Source organism: Photorhabdus hindustanensis (assembly GCF_002968995.1).
GTDB classification, from domain to species: Bacteria; Pseudomonadota; Gammaproteobacteria; order Enterobacterales; family Enterobacteriaceae; genus Photorhabdus; species Photorhabdus akhurstii.
Genome location: NZ_PUWT01000032.1, coordinates 1 through 20,037, shown reverse-complemented (window position 1 = coordinate 20,037; position 20,037 = coordinate 1). Strand labels below are relative to the sequence as shown.

Annotated in this window: 19 protein-coding genes, 1 tRNA gene and 1 rRNA gene; 2 read left to right on the top strand and 19 right to left on the bottom strand. The window is 43.7% G+C overall.

Going from position 1 to position 20,037, the window contains the following annotated elements:
* Positions 1–193: 193 nt before the first annotated feature.
* From rpoS to cysJ, 15 genes are all read right to left on the bottom strand, one after another.
* A complete protein-coding gene (gene rpoS / locus C6H66_RS13095; RefSeq protein WP_036808449.1) occupies positions 194–1,192 on the bottom strand; it encodes an RNA polymerase sigma factor RpoS in 999 nt (332 codons plus the stop codon).
* A 51-nt stretch (positions 1,193–1,243) separates the two neighbouring features.
* Positions 1,244–2,221, bottom strand: coding sequence for a murein hydrolase activator NlpD (nlpD, locus tag C6H66_RS13090; RefSeq protein WP_181150203.1), 978 nt, complete (start codon positions 2,219–2,221; stop codon positions 1,244–1,246).
* A gap of 169 nt (positions 2,222–2,390) precedes the next feature.
* Positions 2,391–3,017 carry a protein-L-isoaspartate(D-aspartate) O-methyltransferase gene (locus C6H66_RS13085; RefSeq protein ID WP_036778033.1) on the bottom strand — a complete coding sequence of 209 codons (627 nt, stop codon included), beginning with the start codon at positions 3,015–3,017 and terminating at the stop codon, positions 2,391–2,393.
* A complete protein-coding gene (surE, locus tag C6H66_RS13080) occupies positions 3,011–3,775 on the bottom strand; it encodes a 5'/3'-nucleotidase SurE (protein WP_036808455.1) in 765 nt (254 codons plus the stop codon). Before surE ends, C6H66_RS13085 begins: the two co-directional genes overlap by 7 nt.
* Entirely contained in the window at positions 3,753–4,802 is a 1,050-nt protein-coding gene (truD, locus tag C6H66_RS13075; protein WP_105395826.1) for a tRNA pseudouridine(13) synthase TruD, read from the bottom strand. The genes surE and truD overlap by 23 nt, the downstream gene beginning before the upstream one ends.
* Before the next feature lie 3 nt (positions 4,803–4,805).
* Entirely contained in the window at positions 4,806–5,279 is a 474-nt protein-coding gene (gene ispF, locus C6H66_RS13070) for a 2-C-methyl-D-erythritol 2,4-cyclodiphosphate synthase (RefSeq protein WP_011145090.1), read from the bottom strand.
* Between the two features lie 13 nt (positions 5,280–5,292).
* A complete protein-coding gene (gene ispD / locus C6H66_RS13065) occupies positions 5,293–6,024 on the bottom strand; it encodes a 2-C-methyl-D-erythritol 4-phosphate cytidylyltransferase (RefSeq protein WP_105395825.1) in 732 nt (243 codons plus the stop codon).
* Positions 6,025–6,029: 5 nt separating this feature from the next.
* Complete coding sequence (gene ftsB / locus C6H66_RS13060; RefSeq protein ID WP_036808472.1) at positions 6,030–6,350, bottom strand: cell division protein FtsB; 321 nt, start codon at positions 6,348–6,350, stop codon at positions 6,030–6,032.
* Positions 6,351–6,496: 146 nt separating this feature from the next.
* Positions 6,497–7,129 (bottom strand): adenylyl-sulfate kinase, encoded by a 633-nt coding sequence (gene cysC, locus C6H66_RS13055; protein ID WP_105395824.1) that lies wholly within the window; start codon positions 7,127–7,129, stop codon positions 6,497–6,499.
* A gap of 1 nt (position 7,130) precedes the next feature.
* Positions 7,131–8,573 (bottom strand): sulfate adenylyltransferase subunit CysN, encoded by a 1,443-nt coding sequence (gene cysN / locus C6H66_RS13050; protein WP_105395823.1) that lies wholly within the window; start codon positions 8,571–8,573, stop codon positions 7,131–7,133.
* An 11-nt stretch (positions 8,574–8,584) separates the two neighbouring features.
* The gene (gene cysD / locus C6H66_RS13045) at positions 8,585–9,493 is read right to left on the bottom strand and encodes a sulfate adenylyltransferase subunit CysD (protein ID WP_036808476.1); all 909 of its coding nucleotides are present in this window, start codon (positions 9,491–9,493) and stop codon (positions 8,585–8,587) included.
* A 9-nt stretch (positions 9,494–9,502) separates the two neighbouring features.
* Positions 9,503–10,915: a siroheme synthase CysG gene (gene cysG / locus C6H66_RS13040; RefSeq protein WP_105395822.1), complete on the bottom strand. Its 1,413-nt coding sequence runs from the start codon at positions 10,913–10,915 to the stop codon at positions 9,503–9,505.
* A 216-nt stretch (positions 10,916–11,131) separates the two neighbouring features.
* Complete coding sequence (locus C6H66_RS13035; protein WP_105395821.1) at positions 11,132–11,866, bottom strand: phosphoadenylyl-sulfate reductase; 735 nt, start codon at positions 11,864–11,866, stop codon at positions 11,132–11,134.
* Positions 11,863–13,593 carry an assimilatory sulfite reductase (NADPH) hemoprotein subunit gene (cysI, locus tag C6H66_RS13030; protein WP_105395820.1) on the bottom strand — a complete coding sequence of 577 codons (1,731 nt, stop codon included), beginning with the start codon at positions 13,591–13,593 and terminating at the stop codon, positions 11,863–11,865. Before cysI ends, C6H66_RS13035 begins: the two co-directional genes overlap by 4 nt.
* Positions 13,593–15,395 carry an NADPH-dependent assimilatory sulfite reductase flavoprotein subunit gene (gene cysJ / locus C6H66_RS13025; protein WP_105395819.1) on the bottom strand — a complete coding sequence of 601 codons (1,803 nt, stop codon included), beginning with the start codon at positions 15,393–15,395 and terminating at the stop codon, positions 13,593–13,595. The genes cysI and cysJ overlap by 1 nt, the downstream gene beginning before the upstream one ends.
* A 267-nt stretch (positions 15,396–15,662) precedes the next feature.
* Between cysJ and queD the strand changes: the two genes are divergently transcribed.
* Entirely contained in the window at positions 15,663–16,025 is a 363-nt protein-coding gene (queD, locus tag C6H66_RS13020; RefSeq protein WP_036808482.1) for a 6-carboxytetrahydropterin synthase QueD, read from the top strand.
* A 44-nt stretch (positions 16,026–16,069) separates the two neighbouring features.
* Here queD and queE read toward each other — a convergent pair whose 3' ends face one another.
* Complete coding sequence (gene queE / locus C6H66_RS13015; protein ID WP_046397290.1) at positions 16,070–16,741, bottom strand: 7-carboxy-7-deazaguanine synthase QueE; 672 nt, start codon at positions 16,739–16,741, stop codon at positions 16,070–16,072.
* A 170-nt stretch (positions 16,742–16,911) separates the two neighbouring features.
* Here queE and C6H66_RS13010 point away from each other — a divergent pair, with 170 nt between their 5' ends.
* Positions 16,912–18,297, top strand: coding sequence for an amino acid permease (locus C6H66_RS13010; protein ID WP_105395818.1), 1,386 nt, complete (start codon positions 16,912–16,914; stop codon positions 18,295–18,297).
* A 270-nt stretch (positions 18,298–18,567) separates the two neighbouring features.
* On the opposite strand, the gene C6H66_RS13005 is transcribed toward C6H66_RS13010, so the two are convergent.
* The 3 genes from C6H66_RS13005 to rrf form a co-directional block, all read right to left on the bottom strand.
* A complete protein-coding gene (locus tag C6H66_RS13005) occupies positions 18,568–19,350 on the bottom strand; it encodes an endonuclease/exonuclease/phosphatase family protein (RefSeq protein WP_105395817.1) in 783 nt (260 codons plus the stop codon).
* 137 nt (positions 19,351–19,487) lie between these two features.
* A tRNA-Asp gene (locus C6H66_RS13000) sits at positions 19,488–19,564 on the bottom strand.
* A gap of 202 nt (positions 19,565–19,766) precedes the next feature.
* Positions 19,767–19,882, bottom strand: a 5S ribosomal RNA gene (rrf, locus tag C6H66_RS12995).
* Positions 19,883–20,037: the final 155 nt, after the last annotated feature.

The window sequence follows — 20,037 nt, the reverse complement described above, 5'->3', positions numbered from 1 at the left end:
TAAATGAAGTGCCCTAAATTAGTTAACCACTGCAATTTGAATATTAGAAATCTTTACTTAAGACTTACCATCATCCTAGACAAAATTAAGGGAATTCTACCGGGTACTGAAGAACCTGATAATACCAAGCATCAACAATGCAAAAACAGGAACAACAGTTCTTCAGAACCCAAGTAGCCAAACTATTCAACAATTAAGTACGGAATAACGCTTCAATATTCAAACCTTGAGTTTGCATAATATCTTTCAGACGTCGCAAACCTTCGACCTGGATCTGACGCACTCTTTCCCTTGTCAAACCAATCTCTTTGCCCACATCTTCCAGTGTTTCAGCCTCATATCCCAAAAGACCAAAACGACGCGCTAATACTTCACGTTGCTTCGAATTCAACTCAAACAGCCATTTGACGATACTCTTTTTCATATCGTCTTCCTGTGTTGTTCCCTCCGGCCCGCTTTCATTCTCATCCGATAAAACATCCAATAACGCTTTATCAGAATCACTGCTAATAGGGGTATCAACCGAAATGATACGTTCATTCAATCGCAACATACGGCTTACATCATCAACCGGTTTATCCAGTTGTTCTGCTATCTCTTCCGGGCTAGGTTCATGATCCAATTTATGGGCAAGTTCTCTTGCTGTACGCAAGTAGACGTTGAGCTCTTTAACAATATGGATTGGCAACCGAATAGTACGGGTTTGATTCATAATCGCCCGCTCAATGGTTTGCCGAATCCACCATGTTGCATAGGTAGAAAATCTGAACCCGCGCTCCGGGTCAAATTTTTCAACAGCACGGATAAGGCCAAGATTACCTTCTTCAATCAAATCAAGAAGAGCTAAGCCTCTGTTACTGTAACGACGAGAAATTTTAACAACCAATCGCAAGTTACTTTCGATCATCCTCTGGCGGGCCAAAACATCACCACGTAATGCCCGCCTTGCGAAAAAAACCTCTTCTTCCGCCGTCAGCAAAGGAGAAAAACCAATCTCGCCAAGATAAAGTTGTGTTGCATCAAGAACCCGCTGGTTCATGCCCTGCAATACATCTAAATCATTCTCAAAATCAGTTAGATCATCCTCATCGTTCTTCAATAATTTCTCATCGAAGTCGTCAGCTTCAATACCACTTTCATCTAAATCCGCATCATCATACAACTCGTTAACTTTCAGCGTATTTTGGCTCATAAGCTGCCCCTACCCATGATAATGCAGGCAGAATTCAGCATTCTGCCCAGTTTATCGCTGCGGAAGATAACGCAGCGGGTTTACGGATTTTCCCTTGTAACGAATTTCAAAGTGTAATCTTACAGAACTGGTACCCGTGCTACCCATAGTGGCAATTTTTTGCCCCGCCTTGATGTCTTGTTGCTCACGAACCAGCATCGTATCGTTATGAGCATAGGCACTCAGGTAGTCATCGTTATGTTTTATAATTATCAGATTTCCATATCCACGTAAGGCGTTTCCGGCGTAGACAACTCGACCACCCGCTGTTGCAAATACTGACTGGCCCCTGCTGCCTGCGATATCAATCCCTTTGTTACCCCCTTGGGTATCAGAGAAACTTTCAATCATTTTACCTTCAGCCGGCCACATCCAACTGCTAACAACACTGTTTCCACTGCTCGCGGTTGTCGTCGGTGATTCTAAATACGTATTGTTTACTGTTGACGTAGTTGCCCTTGGCAACATTTTTACACTCTTTTGTATCCCGGAATTTGCAGGATACGCATTAGTTGATTGAGAATCAACCAGGGCTGTTTGCATTTGATTATGGTTATGAGCGGTTAACATCCCGCTACTACTGGTCCTCAAAGTCTGCCCCACTGTCAGACTGTAAGGTTCTGAAATATTATTTTTGCTCGCAAGATCACGAAAATCATTACCGGTGATCCAAGCGATATAAAACAGAGTATCACCATGTTTGACTGTATAAGTGCTGCCGTTATAGCTGCCCTTAGGAATACTGTCATAATCACGGTTATAAACAATTCTCTCCTGCGAATTGCTATCAGCCCCCCCCATTGATGAAGGTGAAGATGGCATCGGCGTAGATATAGCAGAATTGCCAGAATATATTACCGGATGATGACTCCCTCTGCTTTGTTTTTGATCAACACTGGTGATAGGCGCAGGACGAGTTGGCGTATTTGTACAACCGACTAACCAGACTCCCATCAATAAACACATTACGATCCGCTGTATTTTTTTCATTGGGCTTCCCGAATTCATATTTCCTTCCCCCATAACGGCAAAGATAAGCGTAAAAATTAATAATTTCTAAAGGTTATACATAACCGCAAAAATCCCAAAACGAAAGTAATTTCGCTTATTAAAGCAAATATAACCATTAATTGAAAAATAGTTGCAACAGACTATGAACTTAAGCCAGTTCCCCTTGCACAAGGGGCACAAAGCGTACAGCTTCGATCACTTCACTATGAAAACCATTGCCATGACGTTTCACGGATTTAAGAATTTGTGTACGCTCACCTACCGGTAAAACCATAACTCCCCCATCCGTAAGCTGAAGCATCAATTCTTGTGGGATATACGGAGGCGCTGCGGTCACAATAATAGCATCAAATAACCCACGCGACGGCCATCCTTGCCAACCATCCCCATGACGGGTTGAAACATTATGCAAATCAAGTTGTTTCAACCGCCGTTTAGCCTGCCACTGTAAACCCTTGATCCGTTCTACCGAGAAAACATGTTTGACCAAATGCGCTAATATTGCCGTCTGATAACCAGAGCCGGTACCAATTTCCAAAACCTTAGCATCAGGTGTTAATTGAAGCAGTTCAGTCATACGGGCGACAATATAAGGCTGAGAAATCGTTTGCCCATGACCAATAGGCAAAGCTGTATTTTCATACGCTTTATGTGCCAGTGCTTCATCGACAAAACGCTCCCTCGGCACAGCGGAAATAGCGGCCAGTAAACGTTCATCTTTTATTCCCTGCTGGCGTAATTGTGTCAGCAAATTTTTCATTGCCCGACTCAGCATTCTCCATCAACCTCAGCTTTAGCTAACCAATCTCTTACTAACGCCTGCGCTTTATACGCAGTCAGATCTACCTGTAATGGCGTAATAGAGACATATCCCTGTTCCACCGCCGCAAAATCTGTTTCAGGACCAGCATCATGTTTATCTCCCGGCGGCCCCAACCAGTAAAGCATGTTGCCTTTAGGATCTTGCATAGAATAAACTTCTTCCGCGGCATGACGGCTACCACAACGCGTTACCCGAAATCCTTTAATTTGCTCAAGTGGCAAATCAGGAACATTCACATTCAGAATATTACCCGCTCTCAAAGGCGTTGTTTGTAACATTTGTAGTAAACGACAGGTGATTTCTGCCGCTGTTTGGTAATGCAATTCACCATTCAGTGAAATAGCCAATGCTGGCAACCCTAGATGGCGGCCTTCCATTGCAGCCGCAACCGTTCCCGAATAAATCACATCATCTCCAAGGTTAGGACCGCGATTAATACCAGAAACAACGATCTCAGGACGAGGAAGAACCAGACGATTAACACCGAGATAGACACAATCCGTTGGTGTGCCACCCAACACCGAGATATCACCATTCTCCAACGTCTTAACACTTAATGAGCGATCAAGAGTCAATGCGTTAGATGCGCCACTCCGATTACGATCAGGCGCAACAACCTGCACATGATAATTTTCTCGCAATGCTGCCGCCAAAACCTGAATCCCTGGCGCAGTTACACCGTCATCATTACTCAACAATATTCGTAACATTATTTTGATCCTGATTGATAATTTCCCTGACCACACTGGTAGCAAAACTGCCAGCGGGTAACCAGAAACTGATTTTCACCGTGTCATTATCTTGCCATTGCCAACTCAGATTCTGAGGCTGCACCAGAATCGCCCTACGGGAACCATCCACCCTTTCACGCTTGATAAGTTCCCACAATGATTCATAGGGCTGTAAATATTGCCGTTCAAAATCCGCAGCTTGGTGCTGTGTTCCCAATTCACCATCACCAGGCAGCGGGGCGGTTATCTGTAATTCTCCATCGATCACCCGCTGTTGCAATAAATGCAATTCAGTTTCGTCAGCAACAAACCAGCTACCACGCCCTGTTAATTGTAAAGCATCACCCTTCATTACCTGTTGCTGTTGTTTCAGAATAATCCGCGCACTGGCTATCGTATTAAACATAGCACTACGACTGGCTGACAGATAAAAACTGCGTTTATTTCTCTCTTTTACTCGGATTTCATTATTTGCCCAACGCTGCGCTTGAAGCAGATTCTGCCCATCCCGACCAAAACGCTGTTCACCAAAATAGTTAGGCACGCCACTTTGATGAATCAGCCGTAGTCTGTTTTCAACAAATTGGTGATGACTGATTTCCCGCAAAATAAGCGTAAATGAATTTCCTTTCAATGCGCCAATGCGCAGTTTACGTTTCTGACGAGCGGTCGTCAGAACTTCACATCCCTCAAGCTGAAACGAGGCAAAATCAGGTTCCTGTTTGCCCGGTAAGTGCAAACAAAACCACTGCTCTGTCACTGCGTGACGGTCTTTTAAGCCAGCATAACTGACCGATCTAGACGGTATACCAGCGAAACGAGCGAGGTTATCTGCAACAAATTGGGTATTACAGCCCGTTTTACGGATGTGCGCCATTAAGTGCTCGCCTTCTCCATCAGGAGAAAACCCCAAATCTTCACAGACAATAAAATCTTCCGGCGAGGCTTTTAGTATCCCCGTCGCTTCTGGTTGTCCATACAGCCAATTTAATTCAGCCAATACCATCAATTATTCCTTAACCAGCAAAGCAACCGCTTCGCAAGCAATACCTTCTTTACGCCCAACAAATCCCAATTTCTCAGTAGTTGTGGCTTTAACATTGATATCATCAATGTGACATTGCAGATCTTCTGCCAGATTGACTCTCATTTGTGGAATATGCGGCAACATTTTGGGTGCTTGAGCGATAATCGTAATATCCAGATTGCCAATCCGATAACCCTTTTCTCTGATACGTGAATAGGCTTCGCGCAATAATTTACGACTATCCACCCCTTTAAACGCCGGATCAGTATCTGGGAATAATTTCCCGATATCGCCCAATGCCGCAGCACCTAACAAAGCATCCGTTGCCGCATGGAGAGCAACATCACCATCAGAATGCGCCAACAACCCTTGTTCATAAGGGATACGAACACCACCAATAATAATCGGCCCTTCACCACCAAATTTATGTACATCGAAACCGTGCCCGATCCTCATGATGTCTGTTCCTTTATTTTCTAGACAGATAAAATTCTGCCAATGCCAAATCCTCAGGACGCGTGACTTTTATATTGTCCGAACGCCCGTTAACCAACACCGGTTGATAACCACAATATTCCAGTGCGGAAGCCTCATCTGTAATATTAGCGTGTTGCGAAAGTGCTTTTGACAAACAATCCCTTAGTAACATCAATGGAAAAAACTGCGGAGTCAGTGCGTGCCAGAGATCTTGCCGTTCTACTGTATGGTCAATAACTTGACCAGCCCGCCCACGTTTCATCGTATCGCGGACCGGCGCTGCCAGAATACCACCACATGCAATATTTCCCTGTTCATCTGCTACTGCCAACTGTAGTAAACGTTCAAGATCGTCATGATGTAAACAAGGGCGGGCAGCATCATGCACTAAAACCCAACAATTATCATTGCCAGTCAAATGAGCCAGATGATTTAAACCAGACAGTACAGAATCTGCCCGCTGTTCACCGCCAACTACCGTAGTAATGCGCGAATCGGATGCAACCTCAAGGGATTGAAACTGTGTGTCCGTGGGATTTAAAACAATCACAACATGCTGAACACGGGGATGATCAAGTAATACAGCCAAGGTGTGCTCAATAATGGTCTTTCCGGCAATAGACAGGTATTGCTTTGGGCAATCCGAATTCATTCGGCTACCAATACCCGCTGCTGGTACCAAAGCAATAATATCAGCACAGGAATGAAGTAATAGATTGTTCATTTTAATTATTGAGTATTATTTGGAGTCGAGGGACGCGAAGTATTTTCTTTAGATTTATCAACGATTAAACGATAGAAAGTTTCACCCGGTTTGATCATACCCAATTCATTACGGGATCGCTCTTCGATAGCTTCCTGTCCACCAGTAAGATCATCAATTTCTGCCGATAACTGATCGTTACGCACTTTAAGTTTGCTGTTATTACGCTCTTGCATCGCAACATCATTCTTAACCCGCACATAATCATGAATGCCGTTTTTACCAAGCCACAGTGAATACTGTAACCATCCAAGTAAAACCAGTAATAGTAGCGTCAGTTTACCCATTTCCGCCCCCTGAAATATCTGTCAATCATCCCATAACTCAAAGAATGACGCTACTATCACAAAACAGGGTAGGAGAAAAATAGTCGAATGCAGTTATTTTACACAAGCACATCACTGAAAACGCAATAATGTGCTTTTTGTTGACGTTATCCGTGATTAATCCTTGAGCGTATAATGCCGCTCTTTTCCAATTCCACCAGCAACTGGGCCACGGAAGCTTCAACGGGTTGTTGGCCTGCAAGATAAATTTCCGGGTTATCGGGAATTTCATAGACTGAATCAATCCCCGTGAAATGACGAATTTCACCGGCACGGGCTTTTTTGTACAATCCTTTCGGATCACGAGATTCGCAAATTTCCAACGGCGTATCGACAAAAACTTCAATAAATTGCCCTAGTTCCAGCAGTTCACGAACTTTTTGCCGTTCTGCTTTATGAGGAGAGATAAAAGCCGTCAGCACGACTAAACCTGCATCGACCATCAGATTGGCCACTTCACCTACACGGCGGATATTTTCCTGCCTATCCTGTTCGGAAAAACCCAAATCACTACAAAGGCCATGACGCAAATTATCGCCATCAAGCAGATAAGTTTTTATTCCCCGTTGAAACAGGGCCTGTTCTAAGGCCCCTGCTACAGTGGATTTTCCTGAACCCGATAAACCAGTGAACCAAATAACTAATGCAGGATGTCCATTTTCAACCTCCCGCTGCGTTCTGGTCAATTGATGTGGATGCCAGACAACGTTTTCTGATGCCAGATTTTCAATGTCAGCCAATTTATTTACCTCCCAGTAAATCTCTGGCTCCCCAATGAGGGAAATGACGACGAATCAACCGATTCAATTCCAGTTCAAATTCGCTGAATTCTTTTGGCCCTTCATAAACATTTGTCTGAATTTCACGTACCAACCCCGCACCAACAGTGACATTAGTCAGTCGATCGATCAAGATAATACCGCCAGTGTCGCTATTTTGCTGATAGCTATCGAGCATTAATGGTTCTTCAAAAGAAAACTCCACCGATCCGATGGCATTTAATGGTAAATCAACAGCCACCCGCTGCGTCAGGTTCGTAATATCCACCTGGTACTGAATATTCTCAACTTTCCCACGGCTCTTTTTACCCGCCACTTTGATATCAAGGTTCTGCCCCTGTACCAAAGGCTGCTCAGACATCCATACCACATCCACCAGCGCATGTCGGGTAACCACCATCTCATCATCGGCAGAAATCAGTAGATCTCCTCGGCTGATATCAATCTCATCTTTCAGCACCACCGTAATGGCCTCACCCGGAACAGCAAAATCCAGATCACCATTGAAAGTCACTATCCTCTCCACCCGTGAGCCGATACCGGATGGCATGACTTTAATTTTCTGCCCTTTACGTAAAATCCCGGACGAAAGTGTGCCACTGTAACCACGAAAATCGATATCAGGCCGGCTAACATATTGAACCGGAAAACGCAGTAACTGCTTCGAGGCTTGCTTTTTTACATCAGCTGTTTCAAGGATATCCAACAACGTTGGCCCTTCATACCAATCCATATTGAGACTTTTAGTGACAATATTATCGCCATCAAGTGCCGAGATTGGGACAAAATGAACGTCCAAATCTGTCGGTAATTGGGCAGCGAAATTCATATAATCCTGTTTGATTTGATTAAAAACTTCCTGACGATATTCCATCAGATCCATTTTATTCACTGCTACCACCAAATGGCGAATACCTAGCAATGTACTGATAAAACTGTGACGACGGGTCTGCTCCTGAACACCTTTACGCGCATCAATCAACAGAATTGAGAGATCACAGGTCGATGCCCCCGTTGCCATATTACGGGTGTACTGCTCATGTCCCGGTGTATCAGCAATGATAAATTTGCGTTTTTCTGTTGAAAAATAGCGATAAGCCACATCAATGGTGATGCCCTGCTCACGCTCTGCGGCAAGACCATCCACTAATAAAGCCAGATCTAATTTTTCACCTTGAGTACCAATACGTTTACTGTCATTCTGCAACGTTGAAAGCTGATCTTCGTAGATCTGACGGGTATCATGTAACAAGCGTCCAATCAGGGTACTTTTGCCATCATCCACGCTGCCACATGTCAAGAAACGCAGTAATCCTTTCTCTTGTTGAGCACGCAGATAAGCTTCCACACCGCCCTGCTGTTTAATTTGATGAGCAATTATTTCATTCTGTGCAAGTGCTGACATGGTTGCTCTCCTTAGAAATAACCTTGACGTTTTTTCAGTTCCATAGAAGCAGATTGATCACTATCAATCAGCCGACCTTGCCGTTCACTTGTCGTCGATATCAGCATCTCTTCAATAATTTCCGGCAATGTTTCAGCATCAGATTTCACTGCTCCCGTCAACGGCCAACAACCAAGAGTACGGAAACGAACTTTGCGCTGACTGATAACCTCGCCCGGTTTCAGATCGATCCGATCATCATCAACCATAATCAGCGTACCCTCACGCTCCAATACCGGGCGTAATTTGGCAAAATAGAGAGGAACAATATCAATTTGTTCCAAATAGATATATTGCCAAACATCCAATTCAGTCCAATTAGACAGTGGGAATACGCGAATGCTTTCGCCTTTATTAATCTGGCCGTTGTAATTGCGCCACAATTCAGGACGCTGGTTTTTAGGGTCCCAACGATGTGAGCGATCTCGGAAAGAATAGATCCGCTCCTTGGCCCGCGATTTCTCCTCATCACGACGAGCGCCGCCGAAAGCAGCATCAAAACCATATTTATCCAGTGCCTGCTTTAACCCTTCCGTTTTCATGATGTCAGTATGTTTGGCACTACCATGCACAAATGGATTAATTCCCATTGCTTCCCCTTGCGGGTTACGATACACCAACAGTTCAAAGCCGTAATTCTTCGCAGTACGATCACGAAACTCGTACATTTCACGAAATTTCCATCCCGTGTCCACATGCAGCAAAGGAAATGGCAATGTTCCCGGATAGAACGCCTTGCGTGCAAGATGAAGCATGACCGAAGAATCTTTACCGATAGAGTAAAGCATCACCGGGTTTTCAAACTCGGCGGCCACTTCCCGTATAATATGAATACTTTCAGCTTCAAGTTGCTGCAAGTGTGTCAATCTTTTCTCATCCATTACAACTCCTTATGCAAAATCGACTACTGCCGGACGGCTTATCTTGGCAATAGATTGCTGCCCAAACCAAGCTATCTGATGGTGAAGTTGAGCCACCTCTCCCACCACCAATAAGGCCGGCGACGGGGCTTGCTGTGCTAACTGTTCCAGTTCAAGCAAAGTGCCGGTTAACACTTGCTGCTCTAAACGAGTACCACAACCAATGACGGCTACCGGCGTATCTTCTGCTCGCCCATGTAAAATTAATTGATGACTTATTAAGGCGGCTTTGACCGTCCCCATATAAATCACCAGTGTCTGATGACCTCTGGCTAAAGCCGGCCAATCCAGCTCATTCCCCTTTTCTCGGCAATGCCCTGTAATAAAAGTGATACTCTGTGAGTGTTCCCGGTGAGTCAAAGGAATGCCCGCGTAAGCCGTCGCCCCGATGGCGGCAGTAATTCCCGGTACCACCTGAAAAGGAATGCCTGCTGACGCTGCAACTTGTAATTCCTCACCACCACGGCCAAAGATAAAGGGATCACCGCCTTTAAGACGAACGACTTTTTTCCCCTGTCTGGCAAATTTCACTATCAACTGATTAGTTTCCTCCTGAGAAACAGAGTGATTACCCGCTCTTTTGCCGACGCAAATTTTATCTGCATCGCGGCGAACTAGATCCAGTACCTCGCTGCTGACCAAATGATCATAAAGCACCACATCAGCCTGCTGAATAACCTGCAATCCCTTTAACGTCAGCAATCCCGGATCACCCGGCCCGGCCCCAACCAAAGCCAGTTCTCCCTGTGAATCATGCTGTTCCAGTTGTTGCTCAAGCTGTTTTTCCGCCTGTTGGATCTGACCGTTTGCAACTAACATAGCAAAACGACCACTGAAAGCCTGTTCCCAAAAGGAACGACGCTGGCGCATGGAAGTGAATCGCTGTTTTACTCGCTCACGCCACTCCCCGGCGATTTTTGCCATCGTGCCAAGACTGGAAGGCAGTAACGCCTCCAGTTTCTCTCGGATTAAACGCGCTAATACCGGCGCTTTTCCCGCCGATGAGATCGCCACCAAAACCGGAGAACGGTCGATAATTGATGGAAAAATAAATGAGCAATGAGCTTGATCATCAACGACATTGACCAAAATACCACGCTTATCCGCCTCAGAAAAAACCCGATGATTTAGCATGCGATCATCAGTCGCCGCAATAACTAAAAAGATGCCATCAAGATATTCAAGCTGAAATTCTCCCTTATACCATTCCAACTCACCAGCTTGATAACGCTGTTGTAATTCAGAGCACAATTCAGGCGCTACAACCTGTAATAACGCACCTGCCCGTAGTAGTAGAGTCGCCTTACGCGCGGCCACCTCACCACCACCGACAAGTAATACAAGCCGCCCTTTCAGCTCGACAAATATCGGTAAGTAATCCACGATTGCCCTTGATATCCAGTGAAATATTTATAAGTACTGAAACTGTTTCGAATGAATATATGAGTTGGCGGTAAAGTTATAAAATGACAAAAAAGAATTTGATGTTCTGTAATGGAATATAGGTGATCTCGCCAAAATAGCTTTATTAATCATCCCCCTCGCCCTAAAACACAGCGAGGGCTTTATCATTATCCCCACTCAGGAAATACCGGGTTTTTAATTTTCATGTAACCCACATTCTCGTTTCAAGCCAAAGAAACGGGTTTGTTCTTCACTCATGCCCGGTTCCCATTTTTGGGTTGTATGGATGTCACCAACAGAAAGATAACCTTGTTCCCATAATGGATGATATTCTAAGCCATGTTTTGTCAGATATTGATGCACACGCCGGTTATCCCAGTCGATAATCGGCAAAATCTTAAATACTCCCCGCTGTACAGCCAGAACCGGTAATTTTGATCGACTTTCAGATTGCTGACGGCGTAAACCAGCAAACCAACTTTGTACATTTAAACTTTTCAAAGCTCGATTCATTGGTTCAACTTTATTAATCTGATTGTAACGTTCTATTCCCGCTACGCCTTGTTCCCACAATTTCCCATAGCGAGCTTCCTGCCAGGCCGGAGAATATTCAGCACTGAATATTTGCAGATTCAGTTTCAACTGCGTTGTGAGTTTATCGATGAATTGATAAGTTTCAGGGAATAGATAACCGGTATCAGTAAGAATGACCGGAATATCAGGATATTCTTGTGTCACTAAATGAAGGCACACCGCCGCCTGAATACCAAAACTAGAGGAAAGAACAAATTCCCCTGGCAAATTTTCTAATGCCCAGTTTACCCTCTGATGAGCATCCATCATTTCAAGCCGAAGATTAATCTCAGCCAGTGATTGCTCTTGCTGTTCAGCAGTCACTCCAGCAAATTGAGATAAGTTGAATTGGCTCATACCGCCTCCTGCCAATCATAAAAATCGCGAGCTGCATCCAAGACCGGCTTGATAATATCCATGCGAATCAGGAAATCGCCAAAACCTTCATTTGACTGCCGCTCTGTCGCCCAACGCCCAATAAGTTCATCCATAATAGATAAGATCTCTTGTGAGCTGATATTTTCTTTATACATCCGTGGAATACGAGTGCCAATCCGATTACCACCAAGATGAAGGTTATAACGATCAAGCGCTTTGCCGACTAGCCCAACTTCCGCCAACATCGCTCTACCACAGCCATTCGGGCAACCTGTCACTCGCAAAACAATATGTTCATCACCCACACCATGTTTATTCATCAATTGTTCAATATGGGTGACAAACTCCGGCAAGAAACGTTCAGCCTCAGCCATTGCCAACGGGCACGTTGGAAAAGAGACACAAGCCATTGAGTTTTCACGCTGAACTGTGGTTTTATCATCAATCAGCCCATGCTCACGGGCGATGGTTTCAATGCGTTGTTTCTCACTTTCAGGAATACCAGCAATGATTAAGTTCTGATTGGCCGTCAGGCGAAAATCCCCTTGATGTATTTTTGCAATTTCAGCAATGCCACTTTTCAGCGGTCTATCTGGATAGTCCAAAAGGCGACCATTCTCAATAAACAGCGTCAAATGCCATTTATCATCGATGCCTTTCAGCCAGCCAATTTGATCTCCACGACCAGTAAATTCATAAGGCCGGATGGCCTCAAATTTCACGCCAGCGCGTCTCTCCACCTCTTCTTTAAAAGTATCAACACCCACCCGCTCCAAGGTATATTTGGTTTTGGCATTTTTACGCTCAGTCCGATTGCCCCAGTCACGCTGAGTTGTCACCACAGCTTCCGCAATCGCCAGTGTATGCGCAAGGGGAATATAACCAAACTCACTCGCCATACGTGGGTAAGTATTTTTATCGCCATGAGTCATCGCCAAACCACCACCCACCAGCACGTTAAAACCCACCAGCTTGTTACCTTCTGAAATGGCAACAAAGTTCAGATCGTTAGCATGTAGATCAACATCATTTTGTGGAGGAATGACTACCGTGGTTTTGAATTTACGCGGCAAATAAGTCGGCCCAAGAATCGGCTCTTCATCGGTTGTCGCGACTTTTTCTTTATCTAACCAGAGTTCAGCATAAGCACGGGTACGTGGCAGTAAATGCTCTGAGATTTTCTTCGCCCATTCGTAAGCTTGCTGATGTAATTCTGATTGAATAGGATTCGAGGTACAAAGTACATTCCGGTTAACGTCATTTGCCGTCGCAAGCGAATCTAGTCCAACCTGATTCAGCAATTGATGCGCAGGTTTTACATTTCCTTTTAGAATGCCATGAAATTGAAATGTCTGGCGGTTCGTCAAACGGATACTGCCATAAAGGGTATTTTCCGCAGCAAACTTATCAATGCCCAACCATTGCTGTGGCGTAATCACGCCCCCCGGCAGACGACAGCGCAGCATCATTGCATGACGTGGCTCCAATTTTTGCTCTGCGCGTTCAGCACGGATATCACGATCATCCTGCTGATACATGCCATGAAAACGAATCAACAGGAAATTGTCCCCTGCAAAACCTCCCGTTAAACCATTAGTCAAATCTTCGCTAATCGTACCTCGCAGGAAGTTACTTTCCCGCTTCATACGCTCACTGTCAGCCAGTTTACCTTCAACAATCAAAGGACCATGTTGTTTATTGTTCATTAGTACACATCCCTCTGATAACGGCGCTCAAGACGCAGTTCACTTAAAAATTCATCTGCCTGTTCGGTATCCATGCCGCCATACTCAGAAATAATATCCAGCAACACATGTTCCACATCTTTCGCCATGCGGTTTGCATCACCACACACGTACAGATGTGCTCCTTCCTCTATCCAACGCCACACTTCTTCACCTTGCTCACGCAGTTTGTCTTGAACATAAACTTTATGCTGCTGATCACGGGACCATGCCAGATCAATACGGGTTAACAGGCCATCTTTGACATAACGCTGCCACTCCACTTGATAGAGAAAATCTTCCGTAAAATGTGGATTACCAAAGAACAACCAATTTTTCCCTTCTGCGCCATCAGCCTCCCTTTGCTGCATAAATGCCCGAAATGGCGCAATTCCGGTTCCCGGCCCAATCATGATGACAGGCGTGCGTGGATCAGCAGGCAGACGAAAATTATCGTTATGCTCAATAAAAATACGAATATCACCATTTTCTTGTAAGCGATCGGCTAGATAGCCGGATGCGCCACCGGTGCGGACCCGTCCGTCAATTTCATAACGAACCACACCAACGGTAAGATGAACTTCACTTTCCACTTCCGCCTGAGAAGAAGAAATTGAATAGAGCCTTGGTGTTAAAGGCCGTAGCAAATCAATAAATTGCTGGGCCTCCGGTTGAGAAGCCGCTTCTCTTATCATATCGGCGATCGGTTTATTGTGAGCGTATTGCTGTAATGCTTGCTTATCAGCAATCAAAGAAAGTAATTTTTCATCTTTCGCAAGAATAGCGTATTTTTCCACAATCACACTGGTATTTTGAGTTAGCTCAACATGACCGATCAGTGCTTCCCTTAATGGCAATTTCTGATCATTAACCTCAACCTGTTCTGTTCCTTTCAACCAGAGCAAATTCAACACTTCATCCACCAGCTCCGGATCATTTTCAAACCAGACACCCAGAGCATCACCTGGCTGATAACGCAGTCCTGAATCACCCAGATCAATTTCAATATGGCGAACATCTTTATCAGAACCACGCCCCGTTATTTTCTGACGGGTAGCTAAAGCAGCAGTCAATGGCGCCTGTTTAGTATAAGAAGTTGAGAAAATTTCATTTACCGATCTGTTTTGTGCAGAAACAATCACAGTCCCTGTCCCGGCAGGAATACGCTGTTTCAGAACCCCAGTTAATTGTTGACGCCACTGAGCCGCAGCCTGTTGATATTCCACATCACCATCTACACGCTCCAGAAGCCGTTGAGCACCTAACTCATTCAGACGATTATCGAAATCTTTTCCGGCCTGGCAGAAGCGCTCATAAGAGGTATCACCCAGACCAAAAACCGCAAATGCCGTACCATCCAGCTTCGGTGCCTTTTTAGAATAGAGATATTTATATAATGCAACCGCTTCCTCAGCAGGTTCTCCTTCACCCTGAGTAGAAGCAATAATTATCAGCACCTTCTCTTGAGCAATTTGTTTGAATTTATAATCACCGGCATTGACCAAATTGACATTGAGTTTTTCTGCCGACAAATCATCACGGAGTTGTTCAGCCAAACGACGAGCATTACCAGTTTGTGAAGCTGAAATTAATGTAATCGTCTCCTGCGCCGGAACTGCCGGAGCCACAACCTGAACTTGTGGTTGCTGATTTACCATTCCCCAAAAATAACCAGACAGCCAGGCTAATTGAGTCGGTGAAAAATCCCCAATTGCCGACTGCAAACGCGCTAGCTGTTCAGGTGAAACCGGAAGAAGTGAAATTGAAGGTGGTTTTATGCTCATTATCCTGTGCTGCCCTTTACGATTACCAATGTCTGTTATTTTTAGTAAATAAAATAAATAGGGATGGTTTGTAAGGTTATCTCAGCGACTTGTTACTATTTAAAGAAACTATCGCAATATCAAATAACCAAAACGCCTAACCATATTTACAGATTTAATATATCTATAAAACAGTTAATAAGAGCGATTGCAAAAAAATGAAAAAATCAGGTTTAATTCAGAAGATCGGGTAGAATAGCGGGTTTTTTGAAGTCAGAGAGAACCACTATGAGCACAACGATTTTTAAAGATTTTCAGTTTGAAGCCGCCCACCGTCTGCCACATGTTCCAGAAGGCCATAAATGCGGTCGCCTGCATGGGCACTCATTTATGGTACGACTGGAAATTACCGGGGAGGTCGATCCTCATAGTGGCTGGATTATGGACTTTGCCGATTTAAAAGCCCTGTTCAAACCCATTTGGGAACAGCTAGATCACCATTACCTGAATGATATCCCTGGACTGGAAAATCCAACCAGCGAAGTATTAGCTGCCTGGATTTGGGATAAAGTTAAACCAACAATTCCACAACTCAGTGCCGTTATGGTGAAAGAAACCTGTAATGCGGGAGCTATTTTCCGCGGTAAATGAAACAACTTACTGCACCAGGAAACCTCCAGTGCAGTAAGCTTTTCTCAGGCGATATTCAAATATTTATGTGTTTGCATAGAAAACCGCCAATTACGGGCAATACAAGTTTCAATACATAAACGAGTAGCGTCTTCTTTCTGGCTAATAGGTTGCAGTGCAATAATACGCGATGAGTTGTCATCCAATGTCGCTAATAACTCATCCAATGCTTCAATATCTCTCTCCCTAGCAACCGGATATTTTATTTCATTAGCCCTTTGTAAAGCCTGCTGCAATACCTGGTAACCACCACGCATGTTAACTTTTGGGGAAACTGTCACCCAAGTAGTATCAGAACATTTAACATGATACGTACCACTGGTTTCTATCTGACATTGGTAGCCAAGGCTTTCTAACTCTTCGATCAGAGGTATAAGATCATAAAGGCAAGGCTCACCACCAGTAATAACAACATGACGTGCGGTATATTTCTGTTGAACAAACAGCGCTGCAATTTGCTTAGGAGACGCTTCACTCCATTCATTGCTTTCACTCGTCTTCAACAAAATTGTTTCCAATGTCCGTTGCTTTTCCGCTTCTTTCTCCCAAGTGTGTTTAGTATCACACCAGCTACAACCAACCGGACACCCTTGCAGACGAATAAAAATTGCCGGGACTCCGGCAAAAAAACCTTCTCCCTGCAATGTCTGGAATACTTCGTTAATCGGGTAAAACATAAAAATCTCTGGTTTCATTAGGCAAGGGCGCATTATTGCAGATATCTATCCCGCGAACATCAATCTTTATGGTAAGGTACGGGGTTTGCTTCGCTTGGCTAACGTGCGACTTGTCGAGGCATTGTGTGCTTAAAATATATCTAGCACTGAGAAAGTGACAGGAATAAATAATGCAGAATAATGAAACTCAGCTGAAACGGGGTCTAACCGGGCGGCACATCCGCTTTATGGCATTAGGCTCCGCGATAGGCACAGGGCTGTTCTATGGCTCGGCAGCGGCTATTCAGCAAGCTGGACCAGCCGTATTACTCGCCTATTTAATCGGCGGTGCTGCCGTATTTATGGTGATGCGTGCATTAGGCGAAATGGCTGTTCACCATCCAGTAGCCGGTTCTTTTTCACACTATGCCAGCCATTACCTCGGCCCTTTAGCCGGATTTCTAACCGGATGGAATTATGTATTCGAAATGCTGATCGTTTGCCTGGCTGACGTTACTGCATTCGGTTTCTATATGAAGCTCTGGTTCCCCCATGTGGAACAGTGGATCTGGGTATTAAGCATTGTCTGCTTTATTGGCGCAATTAATCTTTGCCATGTGAAAATTTTCGGTGAAATGGAATTCTGGCTTTCGATTGTGAAAGTCACCGCAATTATCGCTATGATTATCGGCGGCATGACTATCATGATCTATGGATTCGGCCAAGAAACAGATCACTCAACCGGCATTGCCAATTTGTGGGAATATGGCGGTTTTATGCCTAATGGCATCAGTGGCGTAATAGCTTCACTCGCCATTGTAATGTTTGCTTTTGGGGGTATTGAAGTCATTGGTATTACTGCCAGTGAGGCCAAAAACCCCGAAAAAACGATTCCAAAAGCAATCAATGCTGTCCCTTTCCGTATTCTACTGTTCTATGTACTGACTCTGTTTATTTTAATGTGTATCTACCCGTGGAATCAGATCGGTCAAGAAGGTAGCCCATTCGTACAGATTTTTTCTAGCTTAGGTATCAATTCTGCTGCCAATATTCTCAATATCGTCGTAATTACTGCCGCAATTTCAGCGATCAATAGCGATATTTTTGGTGCTGGCCGTATGATGTATGGCATGGCACAAGAAGGGCAAGCGCCTAAATCATTCACCAAGCTGAGTCGTAATGGCGTACCTTGGATGACTGTAATCGTTATGTCAGCAGTTTTGTTAATTGGAGTCATACTCAACTATATGATTCCGGAAGAGATTTTCGTTATCATTGCCTCTATCGCAACATTTGCTACTGTATGGGTATGGTTGATGATCCTACTTTCTCAAGTTGCTATGCGCTGCAAAATGAGCAAAGAAGAAGTGAAAACCCTGAAATTTCCCGTTCCTATGTGGCCAATAGCACCTGCATTAACTATTATCTTTATGGTATTTGTTATTGTATTACTAGGCTATTTTGAGAAAACCCGCATTGCATTAATTGTGGGAATCGTATGGGTAATCTTATTATCAGTCACCTATTTCTTTAGTATAAAGAAAAATATTTTTCAAACACATCAGATAAACAAATAATTTTTACTCATAAATGCCAGATTACTCTGGCATTTATTTTAATTTATTCAGAAAAGATATATTTGATATTTATTTAAATATCAATTTTACATATTAATTAAAATAAATCTTATTTTTGAAATATAAATTCATCGCAATACATAATAAATAGTTACAATAAATCAACAATGATATAATATTTTTTTAGTTATAAAATCATATTCATTTATAATGAATTAAATAAGAATTTAATTCATTATAAATAGACCAATATATTCTTATAACAAAGAATTAATGAAAATTTACAACAAGAGGATTATGATCGGAAGCATCAGTAGGTATCACAATAGCATCAGCAATATTCAACTCTCGGTAAAAAATAAAATCCAAAGGCTTACCAAACGCGATTGTCCGATAGTCGTCAATAAAAGATACCTCTTCAAGATGTAAATATCTGGTAAAACGTTTTAAAGCATTTAATCGTTGCTTACTCCATGCATTAAAATCACCAGCCATAATTACTGGGCCATCATGCAAACGAACATGAGCACCAATATTATTTAGCTGACGGCTATACACATCTACACCAAAACTGAAATTTATCGCATGTACATTAATAACCATTAACTGACGATTATCCTGTAAAAGATAAACAGTGATGAGAGCTGATTTAGATAAACGTAAAAGAGGCTCTTTCTCTCTCAAAGGACAACAATAGACAGGATGAGAAGTTGCTAACGTCATTACACCTGATGGATGTTGTGGCAATAAAAATGCGGGAACTTGATCAGCTATCAAGTAATTTGAGGTAGCAAATTCAACTAAATCAGGAGTAGTCTGCGCTTCTTGTAATAAAATCAACTGACTTTCGTTAGTTAGCTCCTTTAGAACCTTTCTCCATGAAGGACGCTGCTGTTTATAGATATTCCATACAACAACCCTAAGCTCATTTGTGCCAGTGATCAAAGGAGTACCTACAGGTAATGCATTCCTAAGCTGATGAGTCGACATAGGAAAAACACGTTCAACAGGCTGGCCCGCGACATACCTTATCGCATAGGTTTTTTTTACCACGTAAAAAACCTCTTAAATACAGAATAACTATAAAACTATCCGATTCTATCAAATAAAATAAGGTAATTATTGATTTTAATACTTATAAACGACAAAAAACCCTGAGATTTCTCTCAGGGTTTCTCTGCAAATTAAGGTGGCGGTGCGGACGGGGCTCGAACCCGCGACCCCCGGCGTGACAGGCCGGTATTCTAACCAACTGAACTACCGCACCACCGAATTCTCTGTGATTTATATCGCTTGCTACGATATAAAACTTAAATACCAACTTTGGCAGTTTACGAACAGCTTGCCTGCCGTTCGCCCTTCGGAACGCCGCCCCTCGCGACGCTTAAATCCGTCTGCAACAGATTTATCCTACTCACTGCTATTCGTGCTTTATGCTGCCTTTGATTGCAACATCACGCTAAATTAAAGCCTGGCAGTGTCCTACTCTCACATGGGGAGACCCCACACTACCATCGGCGCTACGGCGTTTCACTGCTGAGTTCGGCATGGGGTCAGGTGGGACCGCCGCGCTATCGCCGCCAGGCATATTCCGTTTTATTCCAACCCTTGTCTGACTCTCCGTCAACACAACCATTGGAACCAATCTCTGAACAAGCTGAAATCTGTCTCTCTTCTGTCTTCCGACTTCTGTTTGCTGTCTTCCGACACCAAAACCCCTTCGGCGTTGTAAGGTTAAGC